Consider the following 13,776-nt stretch of genomic DNA (forward strand, 5'->3'; position numbering starts at 1 on the left):
ATACTTAACCCAGTCGTCGACCCATGCAACATTATTATTCTTAGAGATTGCCGCCAACACTTTCTTGCCAGGCGCTACAAACTCATTCCTCAAAGAGATTTTACGCTCGAAATCAGGAAACTTCAACACGACATCATACTTTTCCTGTCGTGCTAGCCTGAGCCTCAATATTGAAACTTTTTGCTCCGGGTAATCGGCAAGGGAAAATTTCTTCTCCTTTCCGTTCACAAAGACCTTCAGATTTTTTACATACGGTTTCAAATTCAAGGCGGGCGGACCAATTGCAACCAGCTCATCCTTAGCAGAATCAATAAACACATCATAAAAAATGTATTGCTCATCAAAGTTTTTTAACTGCTCATCTCGAATTACCCCATCTTTCGGATGGGGGTGTCGCCGTTCGGCAACATTATCCGGTATCGAAATGGCGTTAACACTGTATTTCATGGCTATCCCGAAATGAGAACATGTACCTCAGAAAATACCAACATCTTAACTAATGGCATCGTAATCCATGTATCATTTTAAGCCCAAGATAGCACATCACTTAGCACCATTAAACGAGCATCATCCACTATAACATATAAAAAGAACAGCTATTGCTTAGTTTACCGTAGCAGAGCTTTTCTTTTTACTTGCACCAACACCCTATAAAACTCTAGCCTTATCTTCCTGTAGTCCATCCTACCAATACACTTGAAAAATTTTCTTTCCTTATACCATATAGATCCTAGTACAGTTTCCTCATCATGTGGATAAGGAGTCTCCTTTAAAGACTCAAGCTCAAACAAAAATGACGAACACAAATCCTGCCATACACCTTTTCCTCCAATCATCAAGCTAGCATTAAGAGGAAGAGGCTTGCCTTGATACCTTAATTTACTAGGATAGTGATAAACCTTATCGGCTCTAGGAAACTTCAAATTAACAAAATCCCAGCTTTCCCTTTGTCCGGAAAACCGAGACACAGATATATCCATCCACGCAAACTTCTTTGCATCATGGCATAAGCCTTCCTCTACAACTTTTCTAACTAAGAATATTTTACTAAACCAAATACTAAGAAGATCTTCGTAGACATGGACACCACTTTCCTGAATTTCTCTTTTATAGTGCTTCAGGCCTTTCTCCTTTCTTCCTCTATTTTTTGCCATTTTTCTAATTGAATTTATATTAGACACTGTCGCGAGTCTAGCAAAATCACAGGCGTGCATTCTCATAGGCAGGTCTTGAACAGCGCAAAATACAAAACAAACCTCAACATTGTTTTCAATCGCCAATTTATTTATTTCTTCTTTCACCCAATCATCTTCATAGAAAAAAACAAGGTACCCGCCTGAAAGCATCTTAAGGGCTTCAGGGAAGAGCTTTTTATAGTGATCCAAGTCACGTTTTTTATTATCACCAACGACCCAAAAACCGGAGCAAAAAACCGCTTCATCAATCAACAAAAGACGCCTCCTCACGCACTTTTATTTATGTAGGGAATGGATACCCGAAGTGCTTTATTTCATCCCTGTAGACCGACTCAACGAGCTCGATACTTTGGTCTCCATACCAATCACTTACATCTTTTTCTTTATCCCTGTTGCCTGCCTTTTCTTTTAAAAGCTTTTCTTCACAGGGAATACCGATATCCTGACAAACCCTTTTGAAATCGTCTTCTATCGACTCATACCTTCCTATAAAATCAACTACCGGCTTGCCATCAATAGTATACAGTGGCCAGTTGCTTTTAAAGCCATGGGGCACGATCCCAGGATCTTCGACTTCACCAGCCATCGCCTTCAAGAAATGGCTAAACGAGACATTATCACTAATATCTCTCGTTTGATACGAGTACTCCGAAACAGCTTGATCGAAAGGATTTCTGACAAAACAGAATTTATAATAGTTTTCCCACTCATAGGGGAAGTATCTTTTTACCGCTTCTGCAGGCGCGTGAACTGGGTTATGAAAAAGCGTCTTTTTATATTTAGCCTTGATAGAGGTGTTGATGAGACTACGGTAGCGATGCGTATTTCCATGCAAAAGCTTTTCTAAAACAGCCTTCCTTGTAACGTTTAATGACCTAGGGTGCCACAAATTCTTATTGGCTGCGGCATTGAGCACATTGCCATTTTTCAATATTTCATCAAGACTGCCAACAACAATATCGTCTTTTCCCAAATAAGGCCATAACGTATTTTTTATAGAGCTCCCTGCAACCTTCCTACAATGGATAAACATAAAACCATGCTTATGACTAATTATCATCAACAACCCTCACAGCGACCAATCAGTTAACTCTTTGAATATAAAACGGAAAGGGTAAAAAGAAGAACAATTTTCTAACAAATTAAACATAAAAACTATACCCCACATGTAGCAATATAGATACACATGACATATGCAAAAAAGGCGTACTTAGGTACGCCTTTGGAGCTTGACTTCTATAACGCAGGATCCATTGGACCCGGCTCTCGTTCAGGTACACAGCACTGACAGGAACGCCGTAAGCGGTGGAGAGCCACTTTTTCAGGGACATCCTGCGTCACACGCTCCCACCATTCCCGGTGTACGGCTTTCACCATTACTGGCACGGAAGGCAGGCCGACGTGCTGCGCCATGGCCAAGCGATGTAGGCCACGATTGATCTTAAGGAGCCGCCCTTCGCGCGTGACAGCCACGCCCAGCATATCTTTCCCGCGGGTGGAGTCGAAGCCGCGCACGACCATGTCGTCCATGAAGCTCAAGTATACCCGCAGGAAGGTGAGAATGCGGGCCTCGCTATCCAGCAAAATGCCCTGCTGATGCGATGACCAGGGTTTACCGGCCTTCAAACGTGCCATGTACTTATCGAAAGCTGCCGACTGGGTGAGATCGTCGCGATGGGCATCGATATCTTGGATGAAGCGGATACGGGAGCTGGTCCGTAAATCGCCCCGCCGTAGATCCCACTCACCGTCCCAGATGAACGCCGAGGAATTCGGCCGGTGCTTGTGGGCCCATCCTTGCCAGTGAGTGGCTCGCACCAAGTCATTCGGGTTCACGTGCAAGACCAGCTTATCGCCAAGCGTTAGTTCAACCGCGCGGCGCGGCAGACCGATATGCTCCACCCAAGTGGCGCCCGGTAACGCATGCTTCCAGAGGCTCAGCAAGCCCAACTCCACGGGCACGCCCAAGGATTGAGCGCTCTCTCTCACCGTTTTTGACAAGCGAGCCCGCTGTACCGGCCAGTACATGCGGGTATCTTCCAAGGGGGCGAATGCGGGATCGCCCGCGGGCGGCGTCGGCAACCGACGTTCACCAAAGAGCAACGACTTCACGCGACGCCCCCAGCCTCACCAAGAGAAAAGAAGGTGCGCTTCGCTTGTGTCGTCGCTGCACACGGCAGATCAGATACGGTTGCCCATGTTCCATGCGTGGTGCCTCATTATATGCATCATGCTGTCTTAATAGTTAGCATGATATCAATTTACACGCACATTGCATAAGCCTAACGTTTTATAAAATCACGTTTACGAAGCTTATAGCGACATGGAAACCCGCTCCTAGCGGGAACAACCGGGCGAATGCAGAAACCGCGCCGCCACCCTCTCCGACTTAAAGTCGTCCAGCCAGGCTTCGTCGATGGTGGGTGGATGATCCTCAATGGCCTTTTGGATACCCGCGGCGAGGTCTTTCTCGCTATGCACGACGATACTGCTTTCCAGCTCCCCCTTGAGAATCGCGCGAATACCGCCTGGGCAATCCACACTCAGCACCGGCGTGCCACACGCCAAGGCTTCGAACAGTACAATGCCCATCCCCTCGAAGCGTGAGCTTAGTACAAATAGCCGTGCATGATGCATCCACGTATAGGGATTATCCCGCTGGCCAGCGAAGACTACACGCTCGGCGATACCCAACTCCGTAGCCAATGCCTCAAGGTTGGCTCGCTCTCGGCCATCGCCCACTAGCACCAACGGCATTGTCACTCCGGAACGCGCATAGGCTCGCAGCAATAGCGCCTGGTCTTTCGCCGACACCATGCGCGCGACGTTGACGATGTAGGGCTCGGCGGGAATATCCGGCTCCGGCGCTAGCATCGTCTGGCGTATATCCTCCACGGGGCAAGGGTTGGGAATGACCTCCAGGCTCGACGGCGTAAAACGCCACAGCACCACCGCCTGGCGCACGGTCTCGGCCACGCCCTCCGAGACCGCAACCAAATGCCGGTGCTGGTAAAGGCAACGCGCAAACAAGCGACGGCTGAGACTTGGCTTGCTCGCGCGTACGATATTTTCCAGTACGTAGCACGCGCGGTGGTCTCGAAACGTCCATACCTGCTCGAAGGTGCCCTGGCCGCGAAAGACGATTCGATCCACCCGCCCATGGCGACGCTCGAAGCGCCATAGCCATAGGCGGAACACCAGCCCACCCATGATTCCAGACCCCAGGAACACGGCACGCTTGAGCAAGGGATTGAGCAACCAACGCGCAAAAAGCTCGAGAAGAAAACCAATCACGGTCAAGCGGCTCAAGTGCCTCAGTGGCAAATAGTGTTGCTTCACCTCCGAGGTCAGGGGATGCAGCGGTTTATCTACCCGGCGAAAGCTGACCAGGTGGCTTTCATGCCCAGCATCGGCAAAGGCATCGGCCAGGTTGACGGCGACACGTTCCATGCCGCCCATCTTCAATGAGCGGACAACCACCAATGTACGCATTACAAGCCCCGTCGGCGTGGCCAAGAGAAAACACGCCGGCCAGTATCCAATTGCCAGCGCCAGATATGTGTCACCAGACCACCGACGACGAGGTTATGCACGTATACCCCCGTCCAGAACGAGTTATAGGACTCGAACTGGTTGACGATCATCCAATACACGAAGAACGCTGCCCCGAACAACGCCATGTCATTTGGCAGCACACCTGCACGCCATGCCAGCCACGTGCCCCGGCCGATCCACAGCGCCAACGCCGCGATGACACCGAGCCCGAACACACCGTAAGCCACCCACACTTCCAGGAAGAAGTTATGCAAATGACCGAAATTCGCTTTAACCGAATCAGGTAGCCATGGCGTATGGTCAATCACCAGGCCGCGCCCTTCGCCGCCCCAGCCAACCAAGGGACGCTCGGCAATCCACTCGCCTGCCGCCACCCAGGTATGGATGCGAATACCGATGCTGCTATACGGCACCGCCTCCAAATCGCCTTGCAGGAGCTCCGTCACCACACCGGATTCCTTCTCCAAGCGTTCGCTTAGCGTGCCCCCGAAGAAGACTCCACCCAGCAACAGCAGCACCATTCCCACGATGACGCCACCGATGACGGGCCGCAGTATGCGTCGCCCCATACCATGCCTACTTGCCCATAGCAGTAAGATCAGCACGGCCACGGGGAGGGAAACGGCCAGGGCCAGCCAAACCGCGCGCGTCTGACCGATAGCGATGGCGACCACGCAAATCACCAGCGCGATTCCCCACCCAATGCAACGCCAGGGAACCCAGCGCGTGCCGCTCATCATGATACGACGGGCAAAGACCACCAGCCCCAGTAAGGCCACCCCGAACAGCATCGAGCCATGCTGTTTATTGCGGATGCCAAAACCAGTGCGAACTCCCTCTAGGCCTTTGCGCCATTCATCCAGCCCGCCGTGGACAAAGGAAGCAATGAGATACCCCAAGACCGCCAGGCCCCATACCAGCAGCGTATTGCGCGAGCTTCCGCCCAGCCACCACGCCACACCGATAAAGATGAAAAGTTTGGCCAGCCGGTCGACCTCCGGGTTACTCGACACCCATTCGGGATGGTGAAAATAGCCCAGAACCCAAGACAACACCTGCACGGCGATAGCCAGCAGCAAGAGCCACAGTGGCCCAGTGCTACGAAGGCCTTTTCCCCATGCCAAGACTGCGATCAAGCCCAGTAACGCTGTCAAGCTACCCGCCGGACTTCCAACGGCCGGCCACAGCACACGTAACGTGCCATACAGCAACAGCGCCATAGCCCCTACAACGACAAGCGCACCGGGAGACCGCCCAATATCGCTAGGCTCCCACAGGCGAGAATTCAACATGCTATCCCCCAAACCGACCGATCAAACGTCGTAGCGCAACACGACGATACGCTGCTCTACGAGGCCCTTCCATGAAAAAAGCCGCTGACAAAGTCAGCGGCTTAAAATACAGATAGCCCGCACATTTACTAGGAATAACCCTCAGGATTCTTCGATTGCCAGCACCAGGTGTCCCGCATCATTTCTTCCAATCCCTTTTCCGCACACCACCCCAACTCTTCTTGAGCCTTGGAAGAATCCGCCCAAAAGGCCGGTAAATCTCCATCACGCGGTGGAGCAAACCGATAAGGCACATCAACCTCTGTCACCTCAGTAAACGTCTTGACCATTTCCAAGACGGAGACACCGCTGCCGGTACCCAGGTTATACGTATAAACGCCAGGGTCCGACAATCTCTCCAGGGCTTTTAGATGCCCCACTGCGAGATCGACGACATGCAGGTAATCTCGTACGCATGTGCCATCCTCTGTTGGATAGTCACTACCAAAGATAGAAAGCCCATCACGACGTCCAATAGCCACTTGGCTAATAAAAGGCATCAGATTGTTGGGAATTCCTTGAGGGTCTTCCCCAATAAGCCCCGAGGGATGCGCGCCGATGGGGTTGAAATAACGTAATAAGCTAACGGCCCAGCGATCATCCGCCTTGCATAGATCCTCAAGGATAGTCTCGACCATGGCTTTTGACGTACCGTAGGGATTCAAGGTCGTGCCTCTAGGCATATCCTCTTGGTACGGTACTGGCGCCTCTACACCGTATACGGTTGCAGATGAGCTAAACACTAGCTTAAACACACCTGCTGCTGCCATCGCTTCACATAAGACCGTAGTGCCATGTACGTTATTGTCATAATACGCTAGCGGCACGTTGACACTTTCGCCCACCGCTTTCAGTCCTGCAAAGTGAATAACCGCATCAATGTCGTGATTACCGAAAACGCGACCCAAGCTTTCTCGATCCCGTATATCGCACTCCTCGAAGGACACACTCTTGCCAGTTATTCCCTCGACACGCCTCAAGGCCTGTTCAGAGCCATTGCATAGATTATCGACAACAACAACGTCATGGCCCGCCTCAAGCAACTCTGCAACGCTGTGAGAACCGATATAGCCAGCACCACCAGTCACGAGAACATTCATAGATCAACCTATATAAATTTTACTCAGCATTGTCGTGAAAAAAACCACGCCAAATCGTTAAAAATATAACCTTCAAGTCCAGCCAAACAGACCAGTTATCGATATACCACAAATCATATTCTATACGTTTGTTCAGGTCTGTATCGCCGCGCCAACCATGAATTTGTGCCCATCCTGTAATACCGGCCTTCATCATATGCTTCTGCATATAGCCATGTATTTCGTCTTTAAACTTCTCAACGAAAACAACACGTTCTGGCCGTGGCCCTACAATAGACATATCACCTTTCAAAACATTGATAAACTGTGGCAATTCATCAAGACTCGACCGACGTAACCAATTACCGATTGGTGTCATGGGTTTCGATGCTGCTTCTCCCCAAACCAGATTTTTTTGTTCATGGTCTTGGTGCATCGTTCGAAACTTCAGCATTTTAAATGCTCTTCCATTCCAGCTCATTCTTTCTTGACGATAAAAAACAGGACCGGGTGATGTCATTTTAACCGCCAATGAGACTGCCAATAAAAGAGGAGACACAAATAAAATGATCGACAGTGCTATAACCTTGTCCTCCATCGCCTTGAGAAATCTAGCCCAACCACCAAGTGGGCTACAGCTCATATCGATCATATACAGGCCAGCTACAGAGGATATATCGTGATTCAGCAAACGTAACCCTTGCATATCTGGCAAATACCGTATGTTTGCTGTGCTATGCCTAAAACACTTCATCACACTTTCAACGACACTCCCTCTCGATAAAGAAAAACATATCCAAATCTCATCAGCCTGCAACGAGCTATCGTTCTCAGGGTCGAATGTTTGGCAATCTGCAATTTTCAGATTTTCACAACCCACTGCATCCATCAACCGCACTTTAATAACATCAAATCCGGCCGATGGCTCACGCCGGATATTACGCAAAGCCGTTGCGCAAGGTTCATAGTCACCCACCAGAACCACACTCTTACGATTTTTTCCTTTGCTACGCAGACGATTTAAAACCGGATACGCCAGCGTTCGTATTGAAACACTTAGAACAAAGGAAATAACGAGCCAAAAAAACAACCACAAACGAGAGAACTCTGTCCCCGTTTTGGTAAAATATAAATACGTAAAGATAGTGCCCGAAAGAATAGCGAACGCGTGCGCAATTCGCACAACAAGTCCGACGCGTACCGCTCCCCGCCAAGAACGGTAAACACCACATGCGGAGAAGATAATCAAACCTAGTAGCGTACCGGATAGAATCATCCACTGGTAACGCTCCACCATATCTACCAACGAACCGAAGCGCACATGGTAAGCTAAAAAGCCACCACCAAAAATAGCAAAAACGTCGGCTAAGCGCGCCGCCAAGTGTGAGTATGGTGTAAACCCAGATAGCGTTTTAGTAGGTAAAGGCATAATCAATAAAAACGCTGAGTAATTTCATCATGTGTTCTACCGGTCTTGCCGAGCACTCCATCTCTAACCGCCACCCCACATAACGTCAAGTAACTTTTTTTATCAGAATACCTCAAAGTAGCTGAAACCCACATCAGCGTCTTAGTTATCACAACGAAGGGAAACCACGGCCCCGCTGCCAAACGATAAATAAGAAGTCCATTCCGATAAGTATAATAAGCTTTCCACAGGGGTGAGTAAGTCACTTTCTGAGACGAAAAAGTGGAACAATCATGAGTGAACGTAATATCCGGAAGAAAAAAATGCTTCGCACCTTGTCGACTCAGCATAAGCGTATAAATAATATCATCGCCATAGATAAAAAGGTCACCTCTAGGCAGACCTATTTTTTCTATCCATTCGCGACTGACAAAGCAACCGACAAAAGAAGAAGAATCGATAGACGTTGCACTATTCGCTTCATAAGCAGCATCTGGCAAGTGAAACCCTTGGCGTGCCTTACCGGTCAAAATGCCAAACATTGTCTTTAGCAGTTTAATGGGATGCCAGAAAGGGTTCCAACTTGGTCGATTCATTTCACAAATACGACCATCCGGATAGTAAACCGCCCCTGCCGCGCTATCAGCCCCTTCCAGATCACGCTCAAGAAAACGACCAAGCGCGCCGGGCTGTGGTCGTGCATCATCATCGAAGCAAACGATCCAATCGGGCGAAAACGCAGAAAGAGCCTCTTGAAAGCCCACTTCAAAGCCACCTGCCCCACCCAGGTTGCGCTCAGGCGTGAGTACCCTCAGCCGCGCATCTTCCGAGGTGGCTAACCACTCGCGGCTACCGTCCGTCGAGCCGTTATCCACGACGACGACACCGCACACAGGCTCATTCAAAACCGCTTCTATCCCCATCTTGAGCTGCTCAAGACGGTTATACGACACAATTACAACGGCCAGCGTACGCTGGCCATCATCCTCGTCACGCGCAATATTCAAAAAGGGTACCCAACATCAAGTTTGCACGAAGAAAGCCGGTATAGGCTCGTCCAAGGCCTGCTTCTCAAGGAACGCGCGCGCGGTATCCAATGCTTCTCGGATCGTGACGTCCATATCCAGATAACGATACGTCCCGAGACGACCCACGAATGTCACCTTCTCTACCTCACGGGCTTTCGCTACATAATCGGCAAGCAGCGCCTTCTCGTTGACCAGGCGGATGGGATAATACGGGATATCGTCCTCACCGCAAGCGCGACTGTACTCGCGATAGCACACACTGCCCTCATGCTCTTCCCAGGGAGAGAAGTGCTTATGCTCGGTGATACGCGTATAGGGCACGCTCTCTTCACCATAGTTCATCACCGCACAGCCCTGATAATCGCCCTCATAGGTGAACCGCTCGAAATCCAGAGTACGGTAACCAAGGCGCCCCAGTTCATAACCAAAGAAGCCATCCAGCGGCCCCGAGAAGAAAACGTGATCGTAATCGTCGACCTGATCGCGGGTGAAGCGCGTATTCAGGTGGACGGTTATATTGGGATGATCGAGTATGCCCTCCACAAGCTTGGTATAGCCTTCTTCCGGCATACCCTGGAAACGGTGGAAGAAGTAGTTATCATTGTAATTGAAGCGCACTGGTAACCGCTTGAGGATGCGGGCCGGCAGCTCGCTGGGGTGGCAGCCCCACTGCTTCTGGGTATAGCCCTTGAAGAAGGCTTCGTAGAGATCCCGCCCCACAAAGCGAAGCGCCTGCTCTTCGAAGGTCTGCGGGTCTTTAATCGACGTATCGGCCTTCGACTCGATAAATTCACGCGCCTCATCCGGCCGCATGGTCTCGCCGAAGAACTGATTGATGGTGTGCAGATTGATCGGCAGCGAGAACACCTGCCCTTGCGTCGTCGCTTTCACGCGATTCACATAGGGCTTGAAAGGCATGAAGCGGTTGACGTATTCCCATACCTCCTGGTCATCGGTATGGAAAATATGCGGCCCATACGCATGCACCATTACCCCAGTCTCGCCGTCACGCTCAGTGTGGCAGTTACCGGCGATATGTGGGCGAGCGTCGATGATGGTAACACTGTGTCCTTTTTCAGCGAGTTCACGACCGATTACTGCGCCGGAAAAGCCAGCACCAACTAACAAAAACTTCATTTTATCTCCCATTCTCATTCACCCGAATAAACATTCTTCCAGAAATTTTCGGAGGTCATTTCTTCCAGGCTTTCCCGATATTCTTTTCGCAGCTCCCCTCTTTTACGGAAAAGTTTCCAAAGAACACTAGAAAAAATCAGCAGCTCCGAGAAAAACTTCTTCTTGTCATGACGGGCCACATAACCCACAGACGAAGGGCCATGGCAATAAAGTACGCTGCGATGCCGAAAGATTTCTCTAAAATTAGCCCTAAAACCTTTTTCTTGGTAAACAACATCACCCTTAATTAAGAAGGAAGGCAAGAGAAAACCATTCAAGGTCAAAAAACGAAGCCATTTCCGCGCAGCAGACTCATGCATGGATACATGGGAAAACTCGTAATCACTAAGATTAACAGGAACCATTTTTTCCAGCGATGCCTGCTCTCCTACACGCTTCCTAGCCACTGCTGCATCCAGATCATCTCGCCAGTAATCAGGGCCTTTCATAAAGTCTTCAACGGCCAAAATGACAGATCTTGCCGATGCATAATTATACGAGAAGACATTACTTACAAAAAATTTTGCAAGCATCTTTACTATATAAAAACCACTGGAGCGAATATGCGTAAAATTTTGGACCAAGTGATTCCTAACATCCAAGTAAACCGACATTGGACTACTCTTTAAGCCAAAATCTTCCCCCCAACAGGAAACTCCGTTGAGCGTTTCTATTTTGAAATCATTTAGCTTCCCAAAAATAATATCATCGCCGCGCACAAAAAAAGGAAAAGCATAATTTTTTACACTTGCGATTGGGAAAGCAAAAAACCACCAAGCACCATAGTCAGGCTCGTAGCTTCCTTCTTCAGCGATCATCAAATCGTGAGGTGAGGTCATATCCAAACCACTCTTTAGCGGTTGAACAGCACCATCAAACTTTGCACCCTTCTCAAACAAACGATTAGGCTCAAGCTCTCGCAGTAAGCCACCGGAAATAGCTAGATCGTTCGTCACGCCATGTGACAGAAAGTTATAGGCTCGCTTGATGGACTCCACCTCACAGGAAGCATCATCATCCATAAAAAGACAGTGAGTAAAATCGCCTTTATCTTTAAGGTACATTAAGCCACGAGTAAATCCTCCACTCCCCCCCAAGTTTTGGTTTGGTAAAATAGTGACACCTTCGGATTCCTCATCGGTAATATTCTGAGAGTTATCAACGACCACCATCTCTATTTTACCCTGATACTCAGGATCGTTAAGGAGCTCTTCTCTCATCCTTGCTATTGCAGGAAGAACATACTCTTTTCTATTAAAGTGCGTAACAACAATACCAAGTTTAAGTGGATTATTTGGAGGTCTGGTATTGGTCATCCAACTTCCTCCCCAAACCTCTCCATCATCACTCAAACACTTGACAGAAAAATAAAGCAAGCCGCCCTCTAGTTCTCCCCAATTAGGAAAGGGAACAGTTACTCCTTCTTCATCCAGTTCAACAATACTATCCGACAGCCACTTATGATGCCTCCCCAGACGATGAATCCCAAAAAATACGGAAAATTTTCCTTGCCCTTTTAACTGGATAGCTACATCATCAACTGAACAGTGCTCCTTCCACTTCTGGACAGATAGTGCATTAAAGTAAGTATCAAAGAACAAAGTTCCGTTTTTGGAAAAAATAACCTTTTGCTTTCCTGAGATAATAGGCGTGGTATGTTCATTTTTTTGCCTATAATACATATCAAATGGAGCGCCAAAATCCATTCTCGGAAACACAAAGTCTTGCAATACAAATAAAGTCACAAGCCCTCCAACTTAAAGCTCAAGAACATGAGCATCATAGTTTACTCACCCAAGACCTACTTATTAAAAAGGTCTTCCGAATATTTCTCCAATTTTCTATTTATTAGAGGTCCTTGTGGTCGAAAAAATCTTGCAAGTAGCATTAGTTTATAGCTTAGGTTTTTATTTTTATTTTCCAACTCAAGCGCGGCATCTCTAAGAGCATCAACATCAACGTGCATATGTAAACTATCTACCCACTTCAGAAAGTGAAAAATAACCTCATTTTCGTTACTCTCTGCCCATGAGCAGTCGATAAAATCACTGTATTCGGAAAAATCTTCATCAAAAAGATATTCGTCGTCTGTCAGACAATATTTCTTATTTAATAAACGGTTGCCCTCCTTGTAATTACCGTAATAATCTAGAGCATCTTCTTTCGAGATTAGACCTTTACCTCGTGGAGAACCGATACTAATAAAAGTATTATACAGCCTAATGTGGTCAAAAAACTCAGATTGCCTTCCTTGTATCAGATGACCGCCCCGCGCTTGAACACCAGTCAAAGAAGTATTTCTGTTTCTCGACTTATAAAACTCATCTAACCCCATAATATTAAAAAAATCCGCAACAACGTCACCATCTTTAAGAGCTTTCCTATCATAGACTCTTAAAAAGATATTATCCTCACCAAACTCATCAGCCCACCAGCCAAGCCTTGTATAGTAATCAAGATAAAGATCATGCTCTTTCTTATGTTTTGGTAGAACAGTAGGCTCATGACCAAACAAATCATATTCTGCTCTTCTATGAGGTTTAGCCCCTTCTTGATGGTGAGAAATAACATGCCTATCTTGACGCCTTATATAGCAAACAACCAGAATGCTATCAAAGACTTTATATAGACTTCTCTTTATGCGAGCAACTTCTTTTTTATCGAAAACGAAAGAAAAATTTTCCGAAGAAACTATCACATTTCCTTCAACGGATGAGAGATCTTGGATCATTTTTTTATGATCCCTTACCCACATACCCAAGGGAAGGAGACCTTTATTCTGGTCGAAAGCCAAATAAGAATGAAAGTTTGGCATCCCCCCATGCTCATATCCCTCGTAATAATATGTATATCCTATATCTTGCAAAGAATTTTTGTTATCTACCAAAGCATGCTGGATGGATGTCGTCCCAGTTTTATGACACCCTATATGCAAGATTAATTGTTTTTTCATAACAACCCTCTACAATTATACAATTTAAATTTATATATCATATATACTAT

11 protein-coding genes and 1 pseudogene are annotated in these 13,776 nt (G+C 47.7%); all 12 read right to left on the reverse strand.

What is annotated here, in order from left to right; translation table 11 throughout:
* Positions 1–447 (reverse strand): annotated as a pseudogene (locus OP495_RS14765) (hypothetical protein); the annotation flags it as partial.
* A 161-nt stretch (positions 448–608) separates the two neighbouring features.
* Positions 609–1,451 (reverse strand): hypothetical protein, encoded by an 843-nt coding sequence (locus tag OP495_RS14770; RefSeq protein WP_280570380.1) that lies wholly within the window; start codon positions 1,449–1,451, stop codon positions 609–611.
* A 25-nt stretch (positions 1,452–1,476) separates the two neighbouring features.
* Positions 1,477–2,256, reverse strand: coding sequence for a sulfotransferase family 2 domain-containing protein (locus OP495_RS14775; RefSeq protein WP_280570383.1), 780 nt, complete (start codon positions 2,254–2,256; stop codon positions 1,477–1,479).
* Positions 2,257–2,432: 176 nt separating this feature from the next.
* Positions 2,433–3,308 (reverse strand): hypothetical protein, encoded by an 876-nt coding sequence (locus tag OP495_RS14780; RefSeq protein WP_280570384.1) that lies wholly within the window; start codon positions 3,306–3,308, stop codon positions 2,433–2,435.
* Positions 3,309–3,533: 225 nt separating this feature from the next.
* Complete coding sequence (locus OP495_RS14785) at positions 3,534–4,646, reverse strand: glycosyltransferase (protein ID WP_280570386.1); 1,113 nt, start codon at positions 4,644–4,646, stop codon at positions 3,534–3,536.
* 41 nt (positions 4,647–4,687) lie between these two features.
* Entirely contained in the window at positions 4,688–6,043 is a 1,356-nt protein-coding gene (locus OP495_RS14790; protein WP_280570388.1) for an O-antigen ligase family protein, read from the reverse strand.
* A gap of 128 nt (positions 6,044–6,171) precedes the next feature.
* Positions 6,172–7,182, reverse strand: coding sequence for a UDP-glucose 4-epimerase GalE (gene galE / locus OP495_RS14795; protein ID WP_280570389.1), 1,011 nt, complete (start codon positions 7,180–7,182; stop codon positions 6,172–6,174).
* Between the two features lie 19 nt (positions 7,183–7,201).
* Positions 7,202–8,542 (reverse strand): undecaprenyl-phosphate glucose phosphotransferase, encoded by a 1,341-nt coding sequence (locus OP495_RS14800; RefSeq protein ID WP_280570391.1) that lies wholly within the window; start codon positions 8,540–8,542, stop codon positions 7,202–7,204.
* Between the two features lie 50 nt (positions 8,543–8,592).
* Entirely contained in the window at positions 8,593–9,576 is a 984-nt protein-coding gene (locus tag OP495_RS14805) for a glycosyltransferase (RefSeq protein WP_280570393.1), read from the reverse strand.
* Between the two features lie 15 nt (positions 9,577–9,591).
* A complete protein-coding gene (gene glf, locus OP495_RS14810) occupies positions 9,592–10,734 on the reverse strand; it encodes a UDP-galactopyranose mutase (protein ID WP_280570395.1) in 1,143 nt (380 codons plus the stop codon).
* Between the two features lie 14 nt (positions 10,735–10,748).
* The gene (locus OP495_RS14815) at positions 10,749–12,518 is read right to left on the reverse strand and encodes a glycosyltransferase (protein WP_280570397.1); all 1,770 of its coding nucleotides are present in this window, start codon (positions 12,516–12,518) and stop codon (positions 10,749–10,751) included.
* Between the two features lie 56 nt (positions 12,519–12,574).
* Positions 12,575–13,726 (reverse strand): hypothetical protein, encoded by a 1,152-nt coding sequence (locus OP495_RS14820; RefSeq protein WP_280570398.1) that lies wholly within the window; start codon positions 13,724–13,726, stop codon positions 12,575–12,577.
* Positions 13,727–13,776 lie beyond the last annotated feature (50 nt).

It is taken from the genome of Chromohalobacter sp. 296-RDG (genome assembly GCF_029889885.1).
Taxonomy (GTDB): Bacteria; Pseudomonadota; Gammaproteobacteria; order Pseudomonadales; family Halomonadaceae; genus Chromohalobacter.

Excerpts from the sequence above, each read along its gene's own strand:
- OP495_RS14775 (WP_280570383.1), bottom strand. The coding sequence starts at position 2,256 with ATGATAATTAGTCATAAGCATGGTTTTATGTTTATCCATTGTAGGAAG.
- OP495_RS14785 (WP_280570386.1), bottom strand. The coding sequence starts at position 4,646 with ATGGAACGTGTCGCCGTCAACCTGGCCGATGCCTTTGCCGATGCTGGG.
- OP495_RS14790 (WP_280570388.1), bottom strand. The coding sequence starts at position 6,043 with ATGTTGAATTCTCGCCTGTGGGAGCCTAGCGATATTGGGCGGTCTCCC.
- galE (WP_280570389.1), bottom strand. The coding sequence starts at position 7,182 with ATGAATGTTCTCGTGACTGGTGGTGCTGGCTATATCGGTTCTCACAGC.
- glf (WP_280570395.1), bottom strand. The coding sequence starts at position 10,734 with ATGAAGTTTTTGTTAGTTGGTGCTGGCTTTTCCGGCGCAGTAATCGGT.
- OP495_RS14820 (WP_280570398.1), bottom strand. The coding sequence starts at position 13,726 with ATGAAAAAACAATTAATCTTGCATATAGGGTGTCATAAAACTGGGACG.